Source organism: Pseudoalteromonas sp. GCY, assembly GCF_016695175.1.
GTDB lineage: Bacteria > Pseudomonadota > Gammaproteobacteria > Enterobacterales > Alteromonadaceae > Pseudoalteromonas.
On sequence record NZ_CP068023.1, the window covers coordinates 281,871 to 304,622 of the forward strand.

21 protein-coding genes and 1 riboswitch are annotated in these 22,752 nt (G+C 44.9%); of the genes, 13 read left to right on the plus strand and 8 right to left on the minus strand.

The features are described 5' to 3' along the window. Nucleotides 1-42: 42 nt before the first annotated feature. Nucleotides 43-987: an alpha/beta fold hydrolase gene (locus JJQ94_RS06480; RefSeq protein WP_099031125.1), complete on the plus strand. Its 945-nt coding sequence runs from the start codon at nt 43-45 to the stop codon at nt 985-987. Between the two features lie 19 nt (nt 988-1,006). Next, nucleotides 1,007-1,447, plus strand: coding sequence for a D-aminoacyl-tRNA deacylase (gene dtd, locus JJQ94_RS06485; RefSeq protein WP_099031126.1), 441 nt, complete (start codon nt 1,007-1,009; stop codon nt 1,445-1,447). Nucleotides 1,448-1,480: 33 nt separating this feature from the next. Here the strand turns inward: dtd and JJQ94_RS06490 are convergent, their stop codons facing one another. Continuing rightward, nucleotides 1,481-2,170, minus strand: coding sequence for a spermidine synthase (locus tag JJQ94_RS06490; RefSeq protein ID WP_099031127.1), 690 nt, complete (start codon nt 2,168-2,170; stop codon nt 1,481-1,483). Nucleotides 2,171-2,343: 173 nt separating this feature from the next. Here JJQ94_RS06490 and JJQ94_RS06495 point away from each other — a divergent pair, with 173 nt between their 5' ends. Then, entirely contained in the window at nt 2,344-3,243 is a 900-nt protein-coding gene (locus JJQ94_RS06495; RefSeq protein WP_099031128.1) for a bifunctional GNAT family N-acetyltransferase/hotdog fold thioesterase, read from the plus strand. Nucleotides 3,244-3,316: 73 nt separating this feature from the next. On the opposite strand, the gene JJQ94_RS06500 is transcribed toward JJQ94_RS06495, so the two are convergent. From JJQ94_RS06500 to dapA, 5 genes are all read right to left on the minus strand, one after another. Next, nucleotides 3,317-4,339: a phospholipase A gene (locus tag JJQ94_RS06500; RefSeq protein WP_010607757.1), complete on the minus strand. Its 1,023-nt coding sequence runs from the start codon at nt 4,337-4,339 to the stop codon at nt 3,317-3,319. Nucleotides 4,340-4,552: 213 nt separating this feature from the next. Continuing rightward, a complete protein-coding gene (locus JJQ94_RS06505; protein WP_099031129.1) occupies nt 4,553-5,665 on the minus strand; it encodes a succinylglutamate desuccinylase/aspartoacylase family protein in 1,113 nt (370 codons plus the stop codon). 2 nt (nt 5,666-5,667) lie between these two features. After that, the gene (locus JJQ94_RS06510; protein ID WP_099031130.1) at nt 5,668-6,873 is read right to left on the minus strand and encodes a PLP-dependent decarboxylase; all 1,206 of its coding nucleotides are present in this window, start codon (nt 6,871-6,873) and stop codon (nt 5,668-5,670) included. After that, entirely contained in the window at nt 6,873-7,613 is a 741-nt protein-coding gene (locus JJQ94_RS06515; RefSeq protein WP_010376345.1) for a 2,3,4,5-tetrahydropyridine-2,6-dicarboxylate N-succinyltransferase, read from the minus strand. The genes JJQ94_RS06510 and JJQ94_RS06515 overlap by 1 nt, the downstream gene beginning before the upstream one ends. A 10-nt stretch (nt 7,614-7,623) precedes the next feature. Then, entirely contained in the window at nt 7,624-8,508 is an 885-nt protein-coding gene (gene dapA, locus JJQ94_RS06520; RefSeq protein ID WP_099031131.1) for a 4-hydroxy-tetrahydrodipicolinate synthase, read from the minus strand. A gap of 115 nt (nt 8,509-8,623) precedes the next feature. Beyond that, nucleotides 8,624-8,801: riboswitch (Lysine riboswitch) on the minus strand. Between the two features lie 157 nt (nt 8,802-8,958). On the opposite strand from dapA, the gene JJQ94_RS06525 reads away from it, so the two are divergent. Next, nucleotides 8,959-10,668 carry a response regulator gene (locus JJQ94_RS06525; RefSeq protein WP_236596553.1) on the plus strand — a complete coding sequence of 570 codons (1,710 nt, stop codon included), beginning with the start codon at nt 8,959-8,961 and terminating at the stop codon, nt 10,666-10,668. Here the strand turns inward: JJQ94_RS06525 and JJQ94_RS06530 are convergent. Both JJQ94_RS06530 and JJQ94_RS06535 read right to left on the minus strand, forming a co-directional pair. After that, nucleotides 10,654-11,271: a hypothetical protein gene (locus JJQ94_RS06530; protein WP_099031133.1), complete on the minus strand. Its 618-nt coding sequence runs from the start codon at nt 11,269-11,271 to the stop codon at nt 10,654-10,656. The genes JJQ94_RS06525 and JJQ94_RS06530 overlap by 15 nt on opposite strands. 157 nt (nt 11,272-11,428) lie before the next feature. Then, nucleotides 11,429-12,304 carry a TraB/GumN family protein gene (locus JJQ94_RS06535; protein WP_099031134.1) on the minus strand — a complete coding sequence of 292 codons (876 nt, stop codon included), beginning with the start codon at nt 12,302-12,304 and terminating at the stop codon, nt 11,429-11,431. A 528-nt stretch (nt 12,305-12,832) separates the two neighbouring features. On the opposite strand from JJQ94_RS06535, the gene ilvG reads away from it, so the two are divergent. The 9 genes from ilvG (at nt 12,833) to can (ending at nt 22,730) form a co-directional block, all read left to right on the plus strand. After that, a complete protein-coding gene (ilvG, locus tag JJQ94_RS06540; RefSeq protein WP_099031136.1) occupies nt 12,833-14,494 on the plus strand; it encodes an acetolactate synthase 2 catalytic subunit in 1,662 nt (553 codons plus the stop codon). Next, complete coding sequence (gene ilvM / locus JJQ94_RS06545; protein ID WP_010376329.1) at nt 14,491-14,733, plus strand: acetolactate synthase 2 small subunit; 243 nt, start codon at nt 14,491-14,493, stop codon at nt 14,731-14,733. Before ilvG ends, ilvM begins: the two co-directional genes overlap by 4 nt. A 20-nt stretch (nt 14,734-14,753) precedes the next feature. After that, a complete protein-coding gene (locus tag JJQ94_RS06550; protein WP_099031137.1) occupies nt 14,754-15,677 on the plus strand; it encodes a branched-chain amino acid transaminase in 924 nt (307 codons plus the stop codon). Nucleotides 15,678-15,769: 92 nt separating this feature from the next. Beyond that, the gene (ilvD, locus tag JJQ94_RS06555; protein ID WP_099031138.1) at nt 15,770-17,626 is read left to right on the plus strand and encodes a dihydroxy-acid dehydratase; all 1,857 of its coding nucleotides are present in this window, start codon (nt 15,770-15,772) and stop codon (nt 17,624-17,626) included. A 2-nt stretch (nt 17,627-17,628) separates the two neighbouring features. Beyond that, the gene (gene ilvA / locus JJQ94_RS06560; protein ID WP_099031139.1) at nt 17,629-19,170 is read left to right on the plus strand and encodes a threonine ammonia-lyase, biosynthetic; all 1,542 of its coding nucleotides are present in this window, start codon (nt 17,629-17,631) and stop codon (nt 19,168-19,170) included. Nucleotides 19,171-19,227: 57 nt separating this feature from the next. Continuing rightward, nucleotides 19,228-19,662 (plus strand): hypothetical protein, encoded by a 435-nt coding sequence (locus JJQ94_RS06565; protein ID WP_099031140.1) that lies wholly within the window; start codon nt 19,228-19,230, stop codon nt 19,660-19,662. 123 nt (nt 19,663-19,785) lie between these two features. Beyond that, nucleotides 19,786-20,838, plus strand: a complete 1,053-nt coding sequence (locus tag JJQ94_RS06570) for an ABC transporter substrate-binding protein (protein WP_099031141.1) — start codon at nt 19,786-19,788, stop codon at nt 20,836-20,838. Between the two features lie 27 nt (nt 20,839-20,865). After that, on the plus strand, nt 20,866-22,062 hold the full coding sequence (locus JJQ94_RS06575; RefSeq protein ID WP_099031142.1) for a methyltransferase: 1,197 nt from the start codon (nt 20,866-20,868) through the stop codon (nt 22,060-22,062). Next, nucleotides 22,062-22,730 (plus strand): carbonate dehydratase, encoded by a 669-nt coding sequence (can, locus tag JJQ94_RS06580; protein ID WP_099031143.1) that lies wholly within the window; start codon nt 22,062-22,064, stop codon nt 22,728-22,730. The genes JJQ94_RS06575 and can overlap by 1 nt, the downstream gene beginning before the upstream one ends. The last annotated feature ends 22 nt before the right edge of the window (nt 22,731-22,752 follow it).

Sequence of the window (22,752 nt, forward strand, 5' to 3'; positions counted from 1 at the left end):
CTTTTACCGATAACGGTTAGCTTAAGCCCCCAAGGGGGAGTTATGAGCTTATTGTATCAACATGGCGATGCTTTGCGTCGCTTTCATCTCGCGGTAGGTGAAGGGCATCAATTGGGCATAGAGGAATATGGCTGCAGTGATGGCACACCACTTATCATGCTGCATGGTGGCCCAGGTCAGGGCCATTCTCGTAATGTACTTGGTTACTTCAATCCGCAAAAATACCGCATTATCCTGTTTAGTCAGCGAGGCTGTGGCAACTCAACCCCTACTGACTTTAGCAATATAAATACCGCGAACCTGCTGAAAGATATTCACACCATTCGTGCGCATTTAGGACTGCAAAAGATTGTACTCGCCGGGGAATCTTTCGGTGCCATGCTGGCACTTCTTTATGCTGAGCAGCATCGTGAAGATGTCTCGGGGATGGTGTTGTGGTCGAGTTTTTTGGGTAATGAGGCGGATCTTCATTGGCTTTATGGTAGCCAAGGTGCCCCCGCGCAAATTTATCCAGAGCAGTATCTTGCCTTTGCACAAGGTGCACAAACTGTGGAATCCTTGCTAGACCATTATCATTCGGCACTCTTTGGCGAGAATGAGTTACTCAAAAGAAAAGCGGCACAGCGCTGGTGTGAGTGGGATAACCTGATCACAACGGATAGCGATACACAAGGTATTAGGCTCTGCAAAGCAGACAAACAGCTCAGCAAAGCACAGCATATGGTGCATTTTTTTAGTCACCAGTGCTTTATTAAAACACAGCAAATTACAGCAGATGCACATCAGCTCAATCACTTACCTATCTGGTTTATTCACAGTCGGCATGATTTAATGTGTCGATACGCACCAGTTCATCAGTTAGCGCAAAGCATTAAGGCGCAGTTGCTGATTTTAAATGGGGTTGGGCATTGTTGTGCTAACCTCGTTTACGCAGAAGCAATAAGGCGAGCGGCTGATCTATTACTGTGCAAAATTCAGCATCATTAGCAGTCACAAGAGGTAGGTAGTGCAAGGACTAATTCAAAGGGTCAGCGAAGCAAAGGTAGAAGTAGAAGGTGAGGTTGTAGGTCAAATCGATCAGGGGATATTGTTATTATTAGGCGTTGAAAAGTCGGATACGGAGCAAACGGCGGACAAGTTACTGCACAAGGTAAGCAACTACCGTATTTTTACTGACGACAAGGGGAAAATGAATTTAAGTTTAAAAGACATTGAAGGCGAACTATTGGTTGTATCGCAATTCACCTTGGCGGCAGACACCAAAAAAGGCATGAGGCCAAGTTTTTCGAGCGCAGGAACACCTGAGCAAGCGAATACACTCTACGAATACTTTGTGGCTCAAGCGAAGGCTGCAGGGTTGAAAGTCGCGACGGGACAATTTGCTGCGGATATGAAGGTGAGTTTACTGAATGACGGCCCTGTGACTTTTAATTTTAGTGTTGAATAGTGATTTGACGTAAAAGTCTAAGATCAACAAATGCTAGCGCTTAATTTCGATAATCATATTGGCGTAGTCTGGCACTTTTTCGATAAAGGGCTTTTTACCAAAGTTGGTAATTAATAAATGTTGAAGTTGCTTGAGCTGCGACTCATGCTCAGTTAAAAAGTTGATATACAGTCGGCCTCCATCATTAATGGCAGCTCTGAGTAGGCGATAAAACTGGTGCTGAAACAAGAAGATGGGAGGTTCAAGTTCGCTAAATAAGTCGAGCACAATCCAATCGTAGCGTTTGCCTTGTTGCAACGCTTTAAATACATCAACACAATTAACATCGCACAAAGGGTCGCCACCAAAGTAGCGTTTGTAACAATGGATCACATCAGGGTTGTTATCTATGGTGGTAATGTGACAATTTGGATAAGTGGCATTGAGGTAATCACGGATTGCACCTGCGCCAAGACCCAGCTCTAATACGCTGGTTGGCGGGGTGACTTGCTGCCAGCGACTGGCGAATGTTTTTAAATGAGGAAATAACAAGTGCTCCGGGTGGTTTAACTCCACAACGGATTGTAATGTGTTATTTATCAGAAGCCATCTTAACGATTTATCTTGGCGCACTTGGATGCTATTTCTGCCTTGTTTATGCCAATATAGCAAGTGTCCTAGCTGGTGGCTCCGGTCCACAAAATCGTTGCTGATAGTGCCTGAATGCGTAATAAATTCTCCCATGATAACATCAGCATAGACGAGGATTTTGTGAATGCCAGCTTGTCCATCAGTTTTTACACTAAAGGATAAGAGTTTTGGCGCATTTTATTCCCTACACTGAGCTTATCTTGTAGGGTGTATCCGTACTAGATTCAAAGTCGTTTAACAGGCTAATAACAAAACAGGAGTCAGTGATGTTTGAGGTAACTTCACCACAAAGCAGCGAAGATTGGCAAGCCTATTACCAGTTACGCTGGCAGGTGTTAAGAGCGCCATGGGATCAACCTCGTGGCAGCGAACAGGATGATTTAGAACAAGAAGCTGAACATCGCTACATTAAAAATAATGATGGTGAAGTGCTAGGCGTAGCTAGGCTCCATTTTAACAATCATAAGCAAGCACAAGTACGCTATATGGCCGTTGCAGAAGGGCATCGAGGTCATCACTTAGGTAGTCGTTTGCTACACGAGCTTGAGGTTATTGCTTGGACGCAAAAAGCAGAAGAGCTGGTTTTGTTCGCTCGCGAGCGCGCGTTATCATTTTACGAGCGTCATGGCTACGAAGTGGTTGAAAAGGCACATTTGGCCTATGGCGATGTGCAGCACTGGAAGATGGTAAAACAACGTCCTACGGAGCCAGGCTGGTTTAGGCAGCCAGATTGGACCCATGTATTACAAAATACTTGGCGTGAGTCTATTCCAATCAGTGATGCGATGGGGATTAAAGTAGAAAGCTATACAGACTGGCAGTTTTCCACTAAGGCTGACTTAAAAGCGAACCTTAACTTACACAACTCGATGTTTGCAGGCTCTATATATAGCATGGCGACGCTAACGGGCTGGGGGGCGACTTATTTAGCACTTAAAGAGCTTGGGTTAGAGGGAGATATTGTGTTGGCTGATGCCAATATTAAATATCTAAAACCTTTAACCACGGCACCAGCGGCAACGGTTACCATTGCGGACTGTGAAGGTGAATTGCAAGCGCTAGAGACGGCTAGCAAAGCAAAATATGTGGTGCCAGTGAATGTCTATGATGGTGACATGCTAGTTGCTAAATTTGAGGGACAGTTTGTGGTGATTAAACCGCAATAAGTAGAGAATTATTCTCAGCTTTCCAAACGAAAAAGCTCTGAGTGTTCAGAGCTTTTTTTGTATTCGAATGCGCTTAAAGAATATCAGTGAGCAGCACGCCAATACCAAGCCTTTGGGTATGTGTGTTGTAGTCTATTAAGCTTTCGCCGTAACCATTAAAGTATTGTGCGTAGCCGCGCAGTCTTCCCCAAATCGGGAATGACCAGTCTAGCTGAATTGCACCGCGATTATCACTGTTTAAGTTATTGCGCCACATAAAGCCAAACTCATGCTCCTCGTGACGATATACCCCGCTAAACTCGAAATGACCTAAGTACTCGTCGATGTTTGGGTTGTCGTCTCCGCGTGGATCCAAGGCATCTTCTTTGTCGTCTTCAGGTAAGCGATACCAAGGTTTAAAGCTGAATACAAAGCCTCGGTTTTCCCAGATAAAATTCGCATAGATACGATTCCAAGAGCGGGAGTTTGGTTGACTGCGACCGTTAGATTGATGGGAAATCCCAAGTACAAAGGCCATCTCATCGCCCCACAGCACGTTTTCATCATCTAAAAAGTTAATCCAAAAGATTTCTGGCTCATAGTTGGTTTCACGAAATGGCGAAGACACATCTTTGTTGTACAGCTGCCAATACGATTGCAGCGTAAAAGCAAAATAGATTGCCTGATCTTTATCCGAAAAGTTTTTATAAATAGGCGCTTTTAACGAGATTTGGTATTTGGCTTCAAAGTTGTCGATTGGCTCGCCGTCTTCATCGTCAATGGCTTTTAGACCGTCGAATGGTCTGCTGTTGACGTTGGTCATATAAGAAACTGGCAAAATATAGTTACGTTTATGTGGTGTTAATACATTACGGTTCTTTTCCGTTACACGTTCACGCGCCATGCGTTTATCTAATTGGCTTAAGGTTTTATCTGCATCAGCCTCGGCACATTCGGTACGGACCTGCTCTATGGTTTTATCTTTTTCTCCAGTTAATACCGCGTTTAGCACGCACTGTTTGACTAAATCGATTTCATCTTCCTGTTGGGCTTCTTGAGCGTAAAGTGGCAAGGTAAGTAAGGCCAAAGCCGGTATTGATAAGTGTGTAAGTTTCATCCTGTGTGCGCCGAGAGTAAGTACAATTGATTACATTATTAACCAATGATAATGAAAGGGAAATGAATCTAGAAGGTCAAAAATGTCAGAAAGAAAAATACGTACGGATAAGAAAAAGGTGGCGGCTATCGCCGCCATACCTTAGTAAGCGTTAAGCTAAACAAGCAGAGCTTATTTGCTTTGACTTACTCTCACGCAATAAAAGTACTCAAGTCAAAGTGTTTCAACTTGAGTAAAAAACTTATAAAGCTCAGTGCCTTGATTCACACTAGCAGAGGCAAAGTGCAAAATGGCGATGGCATCTTCGTCCAACTTGATCTCATTTAAAGGCGTTTCTGATAAATAGCGCTCCATTCTGAGAATTTTGGCGATGGTTTGGCCCGCCTTGATATGCTCTCCAAGCTTTGCCGTATATTCCACCATGCCTCCCATTGGGGCATAAAAGGCGCGATAATTTTCTAGTCGACAGACGTAACGGGTGATGTCTTGTGGCATAAAGTGCGCGTCTTGAAAGACCTGTTTATGGTTCAGGTAGCTCAAAATGCTATTAGCGTCATTCAATGCTTCCGCTAAATCAATTTTTTCTTGAGAGCCAAGCTCAACCGTAAACGCTTCGGTTAATACTGGGATCTCTCGGCCTACAGCCTGATAGGCTTGCTGTAAGTTCCACCATGGACAAAAACTGGCTTCATCCATTGCTCCATCAAAGTCATTTGGAATAAGTAACACATGTGGGATATCAAAATATCGAGCGCTGTCTTTTGCATACTCAGGACAATACAGGTGTTTTGCTGAAATTGGTCCCGTATGAAGGTCTAAAACAATGTCAGCCTCATGAGCTAGACGCTGTAAATTCAAGGCGATGCGCTTACCCGTTGTCAACCTATCTAAGGGCCCATCAAGTAGCGCTTGGGTGTGCTCAACTAATCGTTGGCGAAATTGCTGAGTGATTTCTGTAATTGAAAGCGTCGGATTTTGCTCCACAAACTCCGCAACCAACCCGGAATGGTTGATGTACATCCGATTCCAATTCGTGCCTGTAATTGGATCGAATCGACCTAAGGTAAACTCACCGGATTTCTGATTACAACCAATCGGGTTTGCGTAAGGCACTAAGGTGATGTCCGCTTTTAATGACAATTGCTTTAACTGTTCCAGCAGTTGATAAATTACTGCATTACCTTGCACTTCGGCGCCATGCATATTCGCTTGAATATACACCTTAGGCCCACTGCCATCGCCTTTGATGCGATAGACCGGAATAGTCAAGGGCAGGCCATTGGCAATTTCACCAACCTGAATATGTTGTTGTGTAATGGTATTCATGTTTACCTCAAATAACTTGAAGCGGGCTCTGCTTCACGGACACAGCTAATTTCTCCACCTGAGATGATGTACTCTGCTGGGAGCTCATGACATAAAAAGAACGGCATACTTTCGGTGTACCCGTAGGCGCCACACTGACTGAAAACAAGCCAATCGCCATCGGCACAGTCGCTTGGTAAGGCTAGAGTGCCTAACTTATCCAATGCTGTGCAAAGTGGGCCATGAATATGAAAATTTATGGTCTCAGCTTGAGACTGGCGTAACAATTCCGCTGGGAAAGCTTGTCCGGTAACGGCTGGACGCAGCAGATGATTGACACCACCTGCGACAATCAGTTGTTGTTCACCATAGTTTTGCTTTTGTTCCACCACAGGGTTGAGATAAAAACCACATTCGCCAACCGCATAGCGGCCTAACTCCATCCATAATTCTTCCACTTGCGTGGCGGATTTTATCAATGCGAGCGCGCCTAATAATTTCTGCCAATTGAGAGAAGGGCTTTGCCTATCATAGGGGATGCCAAGACCACCGCCTAAGTCGAGCACCTTTAGAGTAATACCTAAATCAGCAGCGAGCTGAACTAAAGGTGCAACCATAGCCTGCCAAAGTTCTGCTAGTGTATTGCTACAGAGCATGTTCCCCCATTGGAAAATATGCAGTCCGACAAAGTCTAGGTGGGTGTAGTCACTTAAGGTTAGAGCTTGCCACTGCTCAGCGCCAAGACCAAAAGGAGTCAGCGTATTGCCACCAAGTGGATTGTGCTCTGCTTTATCAAAGCGTAATTGCACTCGCAGTAAAACTTCAAATTGAAGCTCAAACTCTTCGGCCACTTGATTTAACCAGCGTATTTGATTGTGACTTTCAGCCACGAAAATACGTACGCCTTGTGTTGCAAAATGACGGATCTGATTTAGCGATTTGGCAGGACCGGTGTTGAGCACGCGTTCAGGTGCGATCCCTTGAGATAACACCTGATCAAGCTCGCCGCTAGATGCCACATCAAAGTTAAACCCTGCGTTATCTAGGGTTTGAATTATATGTGATAACGGATTCGCTTTTACGGCATACCAAAGCTTAACGATTTGCTGATCAACTAAGGGCTTAACATGCGCACTGAGCTTATCTAAATCGTAGCAAAAGAATGGCGTATCTTGATGCTGGATCAATGCCTCAGCTGCAGTTCGCTGTGACGTGCTCAACCAAGTCATTAGCGTAGAACCTCTTCCAGCGCCAGTGATGCATCACTTTGTTCATCACGATATTTTACGATAAGTGCACATGACATACTTAGTCCTTGCTCGCGTGCCCACTCACTTGAGGCTGGGCGGGAGCCTGGGATCACTATCGCGTTTTCAGGGATGGCTTCACCTTTGTCGAGCAAGCGCTCGTTCACGCAGTCATAGACAGGAATACTTGCTGAAAGGCGCACACCCGGTGCTAATACGGCACCGCGTTTAACAACAACCCCTTCAACCAATACACAGCCTGCACCAATAAAGGCATCGTCTTCAACAACAACAGGACTTGCTCCAACTGGTTCTAATACACCACCCACTTGCACTGCTGCGCTAAGGTGTACATTTTTACCAATTTGCGCGCAAGAACCAACCAACGCATGACTATCTACCATAGTACCTGAATCAATATAGGCACCAATGTTGACATAAGCCGGTGGCATAATGATTGTGCCCGCTGCGACGTAAGCGCCACGTCTTACACTGCTTCCGCCAGGAACCATACGAACGCCATCTTGTGCAGCAAATCCGCGTGGTGCTAAGTTGTCTTTATCAACAAATCCACCTGGGAATTCTGTATTTACGCCATTTCTAAATGCTTCAAGGATCCCTTGTTTTACTTCTACGTTAGCATGCCAATGGCCTTGCTCATCCTGTGTTGCAGCACGTACTGTGCCATTTTCTAAATCGTTTAGTAGGGTTAACCAGCTCATGTTTACTGCCTTAGTTCCAAGATAAAATCGTTTCGTTCGCGCGAGTAATCGCATCGGTATGGGTGAGTTCCAAATGTGTCAGTGGCGGGCGCAAGTTTGGACTTGTGAGCTTGCCTTGTAAGTGCATTAACACTTTGACCGGAATGGGGTTTGCCACTGCAAATAAGCTATTTGCAGCTTCTGACCAGATGGTAAATAAATTAGGAGAGGTGCCGCTTAACGAGCGCCTTACAAATTCCGCGGTTTGCTGTGGCCATGCGTTTGCTGCAACAGACACCAGACCCGTTGCACCTGCTTGTGCAAAGTAGGGCATTAAGCCATCGTCGCCACTATAGATTGCGACATCAGGCGCTGCCTGACGAAATGCTTCAAAGGTGGCAATATCACCACTGGCTTCTTTTAGTGCCCACAGATTAGGGTGGCAAGCTAGCTCGCCGAGTAGTTCAGGGGCGATAGCAACGGCACTGCGACCAGGTACATTGTAGAGCATGCAAGGGTTGTGGCTCTCATCTAGTAGTGTGCTAAACCAATGCGCCAGACCAACTTTGCCGGGCTTTGCGTAGATTGGTGAGCCAAGTAAGAGCGCATGAATGGGCTGCGTATTACAAAAGCGCACCCACTGTGTTTGCTGCTCAAGGTTACTGCCGCCAACGGCAACCATGAGCGGTACGCTTGGGGCGAGCTGGCAAACAAACTCAACGATTTGTTGCTGCTCTTGTTGGGTAAGCGCAAGGCCTTCGCCGGTACTGCCAAGTAAAAGAATACCGTTACGAGCTTGCTCTTGATCGCGTACAAGCGCCGTTAATGCGCCAAAATCAACCTGATTTTCAGCATCAAAAGGCGTTACTAAGGCCGTCCACAACGGATAGTCAGATAAGTTGAATTGTGATTTCATCTCTACCGAACTTAAATCATGTTCGGAGCTAGGAGGATGTCCAAACTTCGAACCGTTAAAATTCGAAGAGCAATGGACTTAAAAAGGATAAGGCAGCCAATGGCCTTATTTTTCTAAGACCAGAAGCTCTCCACCAAGTATGTTGGTGACAGTCGCTGGGATTCAGCCCAGTCGCCCGAAATGAGTATTAGCAAACAATACTCAATTTCTCGGCGTGTACTCCCCTCACTAAGCTGCAACGGAGTTTGCTCTCCTTCACTTAGCTACCTGAATAACGCACCTCTTCCAGCCCTCAGTTTGACACCGTAGCATCAAACTATCTAAATAGGGTGAATGCGCATTGAAACATTTTGGCCGTCTAGGTGTCAAGTATTGGACTGTAAATAATACGATTGTTAACTACACTTAACACTGCAACTGAGACAATGCTATGAGATGCAAAACAAAAATATGTCGTTAATAAATAAAGTTAAAAATCGTTATATCGGGGCATTACTAGCTATGGCTATATTGCTGTCGATGGCGATGGGGGTTATGCAGTATTTACTGTATCAGCAAAGCCAAGATGCACACATAATTAATATTGCGGGTATGCAGCGGATGTTGTCCCAGCGTATTGCGCTTTATAGTGCGCAAGGCAATCAAGGGGATAGGGAGGCGCTGCGTCAAGCCATTGATAAATTTGAGAGTAATCATGAGTTTTTAACTAAAACAGAGAATGGTGAGGCCATTTATCTGAATGAGGCGCTTGCAGCGCTTTATTACCAAGAGCCAGTGCAGTTGAATTTGCAAAGTAATACTTTTGTCACTTTATCAAGGTCTCAGTTACAGCAGCCAACTCCTCAATTGGTGACGCAAATTTTTACTGCATCTCAGCATTTACTTCCAAACCTGAATGAGGCCGTTTCACTATTCGAACAGCATGCGCGGAAAAAAGCAGAATTTGTGAGAAAAATAGAGCTGCTAATTTGGTTGCTTGGGTTGTCGCTATTGTTTATTGAAGCGAAATTTGTATTTCGCCCAATGGCGCGAGAAATTGCTGAAACACTTGATAAATTAGAGGCCGCAAGAAAGCTTGCGGATGAGGCACTACACTCAAAATCGCGATTTTTAGCACGTGTAAGTCACGAGCTAAGAACGCCATTGCAGGCCATTCAGGGGTATTTAGATGAATACCTGAATAACAAAGACATCCAGCAATTACAGCATGTGAAAAGCGCAGCAAATCAATTGGATGTATTGCTTTATTCCGTTCAAGACTTTAATAATCTTTCCGAGCAAGAAGTGGTAATTGAGCGCCATCAAGTCGCGTTGCGAGAAATAATAAAATCAGCCTGTATTGCCTTTCAATTAACCGCACACAAGAAATCTCTCGCTTTTAATTTGGCTTTGAGTAATGAGTTAGATGTGACTTGTTATTGTGATGGTAAGCGTGTTGGTTGGTTGATCAGTGAATTGGTCAACAATGCAATTAAGTTTACTGAGCGTGGCTGTATTCAGGTGTTTGCTGATCTGGTTGTGGATGAAGAAGTGCCATATTTAGAGTTTGTTGTTGAAGATACAGGACCTAGGTTTGACTATCAGCAGTTACGAGAATCTATGCATAGCGAACATTTTCAAGGCACGCAGTTAGGGCTGAAGCGTTGCCAATTACTCACCTCAGCGCTTGGAGGACGATTAGATTTTATTGCGAGGGAGCCAACCGGTACAAGAGCAACCTTGAGAGTCCCCATTGAAATTGACAATCAACAGACGCGGGCTCGTAAAATGGAGCCGGTGTCTGCTAGCATTTTACTGGTGGAAGATAATTTACTAAATGCGCGCGTGATTGAAAAAATGCTTCAGCCCATAGCCAAAATGGTAACGCATGTCGAACATGGTGAACGTGCCCTTGAAGTATATGAAGTGGGTAAGTTTGACATCGTGCTAATGGATTTAAATATGCCAGTGATGGATGGCTTTGAAGCCACTCAGCGCTTAAGAGCGCTAGATCCGACCATTCCTATTTTGGTCGTGACCGCAAATACTAATGCGGAGGATTTGGATAAGGTCTACGCACTTGGTGCAACGGCTCATTTGTATAAGCCGTTGCAACCGGATGTGCTGCATAGTAAAGTGGCGCTATTACTGAATGAGTGTGGAGATTTAGTCTCGTCTTAAACGAATATTTCCAACCCCGACTTCTGCATCGATGGAATACTGGCCTTGACCACGATAGCCTGTTGTCGAGCCAACCATACTCTTTTCGGAAGTTTCTACGTTGCCAAAACCAGACATTGCCGTTTTACCAACACCTGAATCTAAAGACACCTTTTTGAAATCGGTGGCGGTAGTCTCAATTTTAATTTTTCCTACACCTACCTCTAAATCAGCAGAGTTATTAAGATCTTGAATATCAATTTTGCCAACACCAACCTCAACATCTAAGGCTAAATTAACAGGCACCTTAACTTGCCAAGATAGTTCATAATCATCAGAATCGATCTCGAGTGATAATTTATCCCCTGATGTGTTGCTGTTTAGGGTAGCTTCACTCACATCTGGTTTACCAAACCAACTGTCTGACTCTTTCGGTTCAACCAAAATTTCGACCTCTATGGTGTCGCCGTTGTAAGTTTGTAGATCGATTTTACCTACAGCAATATCCACTTCTAACTCGGCTAGGCTATTGCTTGGAAATGATGCTGTAATGGTTTTTGAATCTTTTGCTTGTGCAGTCATTGCAGCTGCACTTAATGCTAAAACTAACGCTAACTTTTTCATTATTTTTACCTTCAACGAGAGTGTTTGAAAGGTAAGTCGCAAATAAAAATGAAAAGGTTTAAAAAGATTTTTATTTTTTAGGGCGTGTTGATGGAAGTACCTGTTTAACACGCCCACAAAGTAAACTACTTACCTCTTAGCAAGATAACGCTGAGCGTTATAGTCGGGTGACTGAATAGCCGTTATTTTTAAGTTGCTCAACAAGGCCATATTTTTCAACAAGATGTAATGCACCAACGGCAATAAACGTTGATTCATTAGGAAGCTGTTTTTTAAGCATTTGCACCCAGTTATTATTGCGTTCAATGATCATCAGTTGCTCGGCTAATTTGCCGTATTTATCATCCGAAAAACTTACCTGGTAGTAATGCGATAACTTCTCCAAATCGCCGCTTCGCCATGCGGAAACTAAATCCAAGAAGTAGGTATTCAAATCAGACATCTGTGCAAATGTTTCCTTGAGCATAGCGTCACTGTGAATACTCAGCTGACTGAACATTTCAAGCTGATATTCTAAGGTTTCAAATTCACCAATTGGGATCTTCTTTTCGTTTGCGTAGGCTATTACTTGTTTATCGATGCCATTGGTATCGGTAAATCCAAGCTTTTGATATTCCAGTTGTAGCATAGTTATCATCACGGCCCATGGCGCATAGCGTTCAAATAAGGCGATATCTATTTGCTTTTTGGAAAAGTAATCTTGTAGCTTCTGATAGATTTCTGCAGAGAGCTGGTCTTTTAGTGTTTGGTTGTTTTTTAACAGCATAAATGGCATGGAGCGCTGTTGGATCGCAAATGGAGAAAGTGCCTCTAAATTCACTTCAACCATGACTCTATCACTGCTCGCAATGGCGTTTTTTACCTTGGCTGGTAAACCTTGCATGTGTTTGTCACCGACGTGCACGGTACCAAATAAGTACGACGTTTTGTTGTCCTTTTCTATTTTCCACAGGCCAACTTCTGCGTTGGCGAGATTACTGAAAAGGCTTAAGCAAAGATAAATAAATAACAATGGTGAAAAGACTTTAACCATAGTAATGATCCCTGTTGGTTTTAAAGGGCCAGTCTGCGATATCGAAATGTGAATGTCACTAAAAAATGAAGTGTGTCGAGGCGGTAGAAAAAATTTCATATAGACAAATCGAGAAAGTAAATTTTTCGTTATATCGAAACTGAACCAATAGAAAATTCGCATTTTAAAATGTATGGTTGTTTTAATTCTTTAACTTTTGGTTTTTTGGTTTTTTTATGCGAAAAACTCAGGTTTTTAATTTTAAATAGCATAGTTTTTTGTGTTGACTTAAGTGTGCAAGGCGCGGTATTAATAGAAAAAGAGGCAGCACAGTGCTTACACTGAATGATTGCCAAGTTTAAATTTACGGAATTCAAGCAATGTTACTAACAGCAACTCTACTAGTCGTGATTATCAACGTGGTGATTATTATTACCGCGGGGGCTAGTTAGTGCTGTAAGAAAAGTATCAGCATAAACGCCCCCCGCACCAAAAGGTTCGGGGGGCGTTTTCGTTTTAGGGCATAAAAAAGGCAACTGAGAGCAGATCATGAGCAATTCAACAACCGGCGCACAACTTGTTATCAAGGTGCTAGAAGAGCAAGGCGTTAAACACGTATTTGGTTACCCAGGTGGTGCCATCATGCCCATTTATGACGCTTTGTATGGCGCGCCAGTTAAGCATTATTTGACTCGCCATGAGCAAGGTGCTGGTTTTGCTGCGGTTGGGTATGCTCGCAGTACGGGTAAGCTTGGGGTGTGTTTTGCCACTTCTGGACCTGGCGCGACGAATCTTATCACCGCACTTGCTGATGCCATGATGGATTCAGTTCCGCTATTGGCTATCACTGGGCAAGTGCCGACCGCTGCTATCGGTTCGGATGCCTTTCAAGAGGTGGATGTACTGGGCATGTCCTTGTCATGTACTAAGCACAGCTACATGGTTGAGCGCGCCGAAGACTTGGCTGAAGTATTACAAGAAGCCATGTACTTAGCGCAGTCTGGGCGACCTGGTCCTGTGTTGGTCGATATTCCCAAAGATATCCAGCTAGCTAAAGTACCTTTTCATCCTTTTGCTGCGCCAGAAGACGAACAGCCAAGGGTTTCGCAAACTGAAGTAGCAAAAGCCAATCAATTATTATGTGAAGCTAAACGACCTGTTGCCTACATTGGCGGCGGCGTGCAAAGCGCTGATGCGCAGTCACAGCTGATGCAATTTTTAGAAAAGACCCATATGCCGGCCGTATCGACGCTAAAAGCTTTGGGCAGCGTAACACCGGATTATGATTATGACTTAGGAATGCTAGGTATGCACGGTACTCAGGCGGCGAACCTGGCGGTTCAGCAATGCGACTTGCTGGTATGTATCGGTGCGCGATTTGATGACCGTGTTACGGGGAATTTGGCAAAGTTTGCTGCAGGGGCAAAGGTGATCCATTTAGATATCGACCCTGCAGAAGTGGGTAAACGAAAACCCGCAGCCGCTTCGCTTATTGCAGATTTAAAACAGTCATTGCCGCAACTTGAATGTGTGGTTACGAATACCGAATGGCTAGAGACCATCGAAGCACTGCAACGTCAACATGCGTGGCGTTATGACTATCCTGGCGAAAAAGTATTTGCACCGTATTTGTTAAATCAACTTAGCCAAAAGCTACCCAATACAGCGGTAGTATGCTGCGATGTAGGCCAACATCAAATGTGGGTGGCCCAGCACATGAAATTCAGCCATCCAAGCAATCACTTAAGTAGTGGCGGCGCAGGCACGATGGGATTTGGCTTACCAGCTGCAATTGGTGCACAGATAGCACGTCCAGATAACACAGTGATCACGGTATCTGGCGATGGCTCCATCATGATGAATATTCAAGAGTTGGCAACTATCCGCCGTAATAACCTGCCAGTTAAAATATTGATTTTAGACAACCAAAGGCTGGGTATGGTGAGACAGTGGCAGCAACTCTTTTTTGACGGTCGTTACAGTGAAACCGACTTGTCAGACAATCCAGATTTTGTCTCATTGGCTGCCGTGTTCGGTATTCCTGGGCAGACAATTACTCATGCAAACCAAGTAGATGATGCCGTTGACGCCATAGTGAATGCGCAAGGGCCCTATATTTTACATGCTTGTATCGACGATAAAGAAAACGTATGGCCGCTTGTTCCACCTGGTGCTGCCAATGATGAAATGATGACGGAGAGCCTTTCATGAAACACCATTTAACCGTTGCAGTAAAACAACAGAGCATCGCAGTGGAGCGCTTTTTACGCGTAGCCAGACATCGCGGATTTCGCTTAACGAATTTGGAATTACAAGGTCAAGATGACTTATTCCACGTCAAAATGACCGTAGATAGTGACAAACCTATCTATTTATTAACCTCACAACTGAGTAAGCTAGTAGAAGTGCAAGCGGTTGACTTGCATACACTACAGAAACAGGCAATTTAGAAGAATTAAGGTAGTTAACAATGACACAAACATCAGAAGTAATTTGGCATAACGGTGAAATGGTTCCTTATTTTCAAGCGACCACCCATGTGCTTAGTCATGCTTTACATTATGGCAGCTCAGTTTTTGAAGGGATCCGTGCTTACGATACGCCAAATGGTCCAGCTGTTTTCCGCTTAACCGATCATATTCAACGCCTCTTTGATTCTGCGAAGATCTACCGTATGGAAATTCCTTTTACTAAAGAGGAAGTAATCGCAGCGTGTAAAGAGACGATCCGCGCAAATGACTTTACCAATGCTTACCTTCGTCCATTTGCATTTTTGGGTCATGTAGGCCTTGGTTTAAATCCGAAATCGCACCGTGCAGACATGACCGTTGCTGCGATGGAATGGGGTGCATACCTTGGTGAAGAAGGCTTAGCGCAAGGTGTTGATGTGTGTGTTTCTTCTTGGAGTCGCCTTGCACCAAACACCATGCCTACTGCGGCTAAAGCGGGTGGTAACTATTTATCTTCACAGCTTATTTCTGGTGAGGCGAAGCGTAATGGTTATGTTGAGGGGATCGCGCTTGATGTTAATGGCTACCTGAGCGAAGGCGCTGGTGAGAACCTGTTTGTGGTGAAAAAAGGCGTACTTTATACCCCGCCAACCACAGCTTGTATTCTACCTGGGCTCACGCGCGACACTATCATCCATTTGGCGAAAAAACGCGGTTATGAAGCACGTGAAGAGCCGATCGCTCGTGAAGCGCTTTATCTTGCTGATGAGTTCTTTATGGTTGGTACCGCAGCGGAAGTAGTACCTGTTCGCAGCGTAGACAAAATTACGGTGGGGAATGGCGGTCGTGGTCCAATTACAGAAGAGTTACAGCAGGCGTATTTTGCTTTGGTTAAAGGTCAAACAGATGACGAAAATGGCTGGTTAGAGTACGTAAACGAATAATTTTATTAGTATCGGGGCCAAGCGTCCCGAACAAAAGCGCATTGTAAATTGTGGGAATGAGGAACTCGGCATAGCCGAGAAAAAGGTGAAGCATGGCTAAATTACGGAGCAAGACAACTACTGAGGGCAGACAACGCGCGGGTGCTCGTGCATTGTGGCGAGCAACGGGAATGACGGACAGTGATTTCCATAAACCGATCGTTGCGGTCGTGAATTCATATACCCAATTTGTTCCGGGTCATGTTCACCTCAATCAACTTAGCGCATTGATGGCTGATGCGATAACAGAAGCAGGAGGCGTACCTCGCGAATTTAATACCATTGCCATCGATGATGGTATCGCTATGGGTCACGGCGGCATGCTTTACTCGCTTCCGTCTCGAGACTTAATTGCAGATTCGGTAGAGTACATGGTTAACGCTCATTGTGCTGATGCCATGGTCTGCATTTCTAACTGCGACAAAATCACCCCAGGCATGCTACTTGCTGCACTGCGGTTGAATATTCCGGTGATCTTTGTTTCTGGCGGTCCTATGGAAGCGGGAAAAACTCGCTTAGCGGATATCGATCTAAAATTGGATCTTGTCGACGCTATGGTGAAAGGCGCAGATCCAACTGTGAGTGATGAAGACTCTGAGCAAGTTGAGCGCTCTGCTTGTCCTACTTGTGGTTCATGTTCAGGTATGTTTACTGCCAACTCCATGAACTGTTTATTGGAAGCGCTGGGCTTAGCGTTGCCTGGTAATGGTACGACACTAGCGACACACAAAGACCGCCAACAGCTGTATTTAGGCGCTGCAAAGCGCATCATGGCTTTATGTGATGAGTACTATGGTAAAGACAATGAGCAAGTGCTGCCACGCAACATTGCTAACCAAGCCGCATTTATGAACGCCATGACATTAGATATCGCGATGGGCGGTTCATCCAATACCGTGCTGCATTTATTGGCGGCAGCGCAAGAGGGCTTTGTCGATTTTGATATGAATGACATAGACCGCTTATCTCGTAGCACACCGTTTTTGTGTAAAGTTGCTCCGGCAACACAACAATATCACATTGAAGACGTTCACCGTGCTGGCGGCATTATGGCCATTCTCAACGAGCTGGCCAGAGGCAATAAATTGGACTTGTCGGTGGGACATGTTGCTGGCGGAAATCTAGGTGAAGTTATCGCACGCTGGAATGCCGCAGACCGTGATAACGAACGGGCACAAACTTTCTATCGCGCGGGACCAGCTGGGATCCGCACGACCCAAGCTATGAGCCAAGAGTATCGCTGGGACGAGCTTGATTTAGACCGTGAAGGCGGCTGTATTCGCTCCATCGAGCATGCCTTTAGGCAAGATGGCGGCCTTGCAGTATTGAAAGGTAACTTAGCGCCTGATGGTTGTATTGTGAAAAGTGCCGGGGTGGCCGATGAAATGCTGCGCTTTACGGGGCCCGCTGTAGTATTTGAATCTCAAGACGATGCCGTAGAGGGGATACTGGGTGGCCAAGTTAAGAAAGGTGATGTAGTGATCATTCGCTACGAAGGGCCTAAAGGTGGTCCGGGTATGCAAGAAATGCTGTACCCAACTAGCTATCTTAAATCGATGGGGCTAGATAAAGACTGCGCTTTACTTACCGATGGTCGTTTTTCTGGCGGTACTTCAGGACTTTCTATTGGCCATGCGTCTCCAGAGGCTGCCAGTGGTGGCAATTTGGCGCTGGTTGAAAACGGCGATGTTGTCGCTATCGACATCTATAACCGCAGTATTGACGTTAAACTGGACGACACCGAGTTGGCGCTGCGCCATGAAAAGCAACTAGCTCGTGGCAAAGAAGCGTACAAACCAGTTAACAGAGAACGTTATGTGAGTCCCGCGCTAAAAGCCTATGCACTGCTAGCAACGAGTGCAGACAAAGGCGCGGTACGTGACTTACAAAAACTAGAGGAGTTAGGCTAGCGATGGTTTCCCAAGAGCTTGATTACTTTAGAGCCATAATTCAGGCGAATGTGGCACCGCTCGTTGAGGTAACGCAAGTGAATCAATTAGAGCAAATGTCAGCCCAGCTTGGTAATCAAATTTGGCTAAAAAGAGAAGACCAACAGCCGGTCTATTCTTTCAAATTGCGTGGGGCGTATAACAAGCTCCGTCAGTTGCCGAAAGGAGCGCGGGTGTATACCGCTTCTGCGGGTAATCATGCTCAAGGGGTTGCACTAAGTGCAACACATCTAGGTCAGCACGCCACCATTGTAATGCCTGTGACTACGCCAGAGATCAAGGTCAACGCGGTTCGTAAGCTGGGTGGCGAAGTGATCTTACACGGCCATCATTTTGATGCGGCAAAGCAATACGCGCTAGATCTTTGTGCAGCGCAAAGTGGTGTTTTTGTCCCGCCATTTGATGATAAAGATGTGATCATCGGCCAAGGTACGGTGGCGCGAGAGTTAATTCAACAGCTTGATGAGCTAGACGTCGTATTTATTCCCGTAGGTGGTGGTGGTTTGCTTGCGGGAATGGCGGTGTATTTGAAGTCACTTCGCCCTGATATCCGTATTATTGGGGTAGAAGCTGAGGACAGCGCATGCCTTAAAGCCGCGCTTGAAGCTGGAAAACCCGTGGAGCTTGAACGAGTCGGTGGTTTTGCGGACGGCGTAGCGGTGAAGCTTATTGGCACAGAAACTTTTCGGTTAGCACAAAAGTTCTGTGATGAAGTAGTGACGGTTAATGCCGATGAAATTTGTGCGGCGGTTCAAGATATTTTTGTTGAGACGAGAGCAACTGCAGAGCCTTCTGGTGCTTTATCAACCGCGGGTTTGAAAAAATGGCTTACGCAAACGGGTGAAAAGGGGCTGAGTGTTGCGGCTATCTTGTCAGGCGCTAATTTAAACTTCGATCGGTTGAGATATATCGCCGAAAGAACGGCGCTAGGTGCTAAACATGAAGCATTGCTCGGGGTGACTATCCCTGAGGAAAAAGGCAGCTTTAAGCGTTTTTGTCACTCTCTTGGTGGCCGAGCGATCACTGAGTTTAACTATCGCTATGCCGGCTGTGGCGAAGCGCAAATTTTTGTTGGTGTCGGGCTTAGAAATGGCCAACAAGAGTTAACTGAGTTAACCTCCTCGTTGCATCAAAATGGCTATCTGTTTGACGACTTATCAGATAACGAACTGGCAAAGTTACATGTGAGATATATGGTGGGCGGCAAACCACCAAGCGTCATGAATGAACGTTTGCTGCGGTTTGAATTTCCTGAATATCCAGGCGCATTAGCGCGCTTTTTAGACATGCTCGGCTGTAATTGGAATATTACTTTATTTCATTATCGCAATCACGGTGCGGCACAAGGCAATGTGTTAGCCGCTTTTGAAGTTGAGCCCAGTGATTATGAGCGCTTTGATGAACATCTTGCAAAGTTAGCGTATCAGTTTCAAGAAGAAACAGATAACCCGTGTTTTACACGCTTTTTGCATGGCGAGCAGTTAGCAAAGCAAAAGGCTGGATAATAAGTACTGATTTAGGTACGCTGGTCATGAAAGTATCTAATTTTATCAGTGGATTACATGATTAGAAAAAGAAAAAACAAGGACATCTTCATAACGTTGGTTACAAGGCTTGTATTACTTGCGGGCTTATATTTTGGTGCGAGCGCGCTTTGGCCAGATCTGATCGAACACACACTTTTCTTGCCAATTGCGTTTGCAATTACAGTGATATCGGTCGTACTCCAAGGTGATATCGGTACCAACAGACGCCCAGAGCAAATGTTATTAAAAGAGGGCGAGAAGTTAATGCTCATCTACGGGGCAAATAAAATTATGATGCCAATAACGCAAGTTGAGTCTGTCGCTATTGATGATAATTACCTTGGGATCATCGAGAAGAACAATGGTAATGGCTATGACATTATGTGCAAAGGCAGCCAAGAGCAGATCTATCATCACCTTAAGAACATACTAGGTACACATATAGAGAATTGCAACGTACAACTGCTTTGAACCCTAGTCAGTTAAAGTAGTACTTTACTCACTGCCATATTCAATACTTACCCAATCTTAATGGCAGCTTGAGCACCTTAAACTATAGTTAGCTATTATTAGCTAAAAAAACGCAAGGATACGATGTTTCATTACTATGCTGCGTTATTACTTCTCTTGTTTAGCATACAAGTTGCCGCTCTTGAAAAAGTCACATTACAGTTAAAGTGGACGCATCAATTTCAGTTTGCTGGTTACTATATGGCAAAGGAAAAAGGGTTTTATCACAGGGAAGGGTTAGACGTTCATATTCTTCCTGCTGATCCCAATAATCCTAACGTTGATTTTCGCGTGTTATACGGGCAAGCACAGTTCGGTGTGTTTCACTCAGGTCTACTGAAACAAAGGCTCAACGGTAAACCCTTTGTGGCACTTGCTGCAATACTGCAGTCTTCTCCTTATTGTTGGGTGGTAAGAGCCGACAGCGATATTTATGTTCCCCGAGATTTTCAGGGGAAACGCCTCAGTCATTTAGGACACACAGAAAACGGTGAGTTGCTCATGATGTTGCAACGTGCCGGCGTCAATACACAAAACATGCGCTTGTATTCAGGCAGTGAGCCACTGAAAGACTTTATCGCGGGTAAATTTGATGCGATGCAAGTTTATAGCACCAATGAGCCCTATGCATTACAGCAAAGCGGTCTATCAATCCGTGAAATTTGCCCTAAGCAGTTTGGTTTAAACGTTTATGCTGATGTGCTCTTTACTACGGAAAGCGTACTAGAAAACCGTCCTGAGCTTGTTAAACGCTTTCGTCGTGCGAGCCTTAAAGGTTGGCGATACGCTATGTTACATCTAGAAGAAACCTTAGCGATAACTAAGCAGCAGTACGCTACCCAAAAATCCTTGGAACAGCTCGCATTTGAGGCAGAGAAGTTAAGGGAGTTCATAAAGGTGGCTAATATTCCAATTGGAACAATGTCGACGGCAAAATGGCAATGGATAGCACAGCTATATCACTTAGATGTGAGTCAATTTCATGAACACAAAGCGCGCTTTATTTATTCAGAAGTGAAGAATGAACAACCTAAGTTATCTTGGGTGTTGATTATTGCAGCGATTTTGACATTGGTTTGTATCCCTATGTATATCCACTTAATTTTTTCTCGTAAATATCATCAACAATTACGCTAGAATAAGGGTATTGTTTCCCTGACAACCGTGGCCATTGTGGAACCGAGCAAACGCTTTCAACTTCTAGATAAATTATTATTCGATACCCGACAATATTGGCAAGTCGTTGCTTTTGAGCATCTCACTATTCCTTGGCCACAACTGCAATCTGAATTATTGCGGTTAAGCGACGATGCAGTATCAACATTAGACAGTGACACTGATGCCCTTTTTACTTTTTTTAGTCGCTATATTCCCGAACTTGAACAACTTACGGTCTTAAGTGCTTTACCGCAAAAAGTGGGCCACAGAGATGAGTTACCATTTTGGCTGAGCAATGGTATAAAAGGACGTAAACTGGAGCAACTCCAAGACTTTGTTGCCGCAATAAACGAAACCAAAGCATCGGTACTAGAATGGTGCGCAGGTAAAGGCCATTTAGGTCGACTGCTTTCTTATCGTGGTGCGCCTGAAGTGAACAGTATTGAGCTTCAAGCGGATCTATGCCGACAAGGAGAGGAAAGCGCGAAGCGACAAAATCTAAACCTGCATTTTCATTGTGCCGACGTGTTGAAAGATGACACACATCGCCACTTTGTTGAAAATCGCCATGGCATTGCACTACATGCATGTGGCGAATTACATCGTGTATTTATGCACCAAGCGGTGGCGAATGGCATGAAAAAGCTATCGCTTTCTCCGTGTTGCTATCACTTATTTACGCCACCTAATTATCAAGCCATGAGCGTTGAAGCACAGCAAAGTCAGCTCAATTTGTCTCATCACGATATGAAGCTAGCGCTGCAAGAGACAGTTACAGCGCCCGGGAGAGTGGCACAAGTACGTAAAAAAGAGGTGAGTTGGCGCTTAGGGTTTGATGCGCTGCGCAGAGAACTTACCGCAGATAAACATTACGTGAGTGTGCCTTCGGTCAATAAGGCTATTTTTTCGGGGGCGTTTAGTGAATTCTGTTATTGGGCAGCTGAGCAGAAGCAGCTCGTTCTGCCTGATGGAATTGATTTTGACCGATATGAACGTATTGGGCGTGAACGAAAACAAGTAACGGACAGAATTGAGTTAGTACGACACGTGTTTCGTCGCGCGATTGAGATCTGGTTGGTCCTGGATAGGGTTTTATATCTGCAAGCAGCTGGGTATGATGTCACCCTTAGTACTTTTTGTGAAAAGTCACTCACCCCAAGGAATATTTTGATACAGGCTGAACGTCAGTCGGAGAACCATTAATGTGTAATACGAGCCCAAGTCCACTGAGTCACTTACTCGATAATAATAAACAGTGGGCAGATCGCACCAATGCCAGTGATCCTGAGTTTTTCAAAAAACTGTCGCAACAACAGAATCCAGATTATCTATGGATTGGCTGCTCTGACTCTCGTGTGCCTGCCAACGAGATTGTTGACTTAATGCCCGGAGAGTTGTTTGTTCACCGCAATGTTGCCAATGTCGTGGTGCATACCGATCATAATTGTTTGTCGGTCATGCAGTATGCGGTTGAGGTGCTCAAAGTGGATCACATTATGGTGGTCGGTCACTACGGTTGTGGCGGAGTGCAAGCCGTACTCGATAACGCTAAGTTTGGTCTGATCGATAACTGGCTGCGTCATGTCGCTGATGTGAAAGAGAAACACCAAGCGATTATTGAACAAGTGAGCAAAGAAAAGCAGTGTGCGGCGCTTTGTGAGCTAAATGTGGTTGAACAGGTGCGCAACGTGTGTCAGAGCAATATCGTTCAAGATGCTTGGCAGCGAGGTCAAGCTTTGACGGTACACGGATGGGTCTATGGCCTTGCTGATGGTCTCTTGAATGAGGTGGTGAACGCCGTAGAAGATATGCAGCAACTGTCACTTTGCTATGAAAAATCTCTGCTTGGTGTGAATCAGCGCTATTGCTAGGTTTAACAGAGCTTAGAGATTG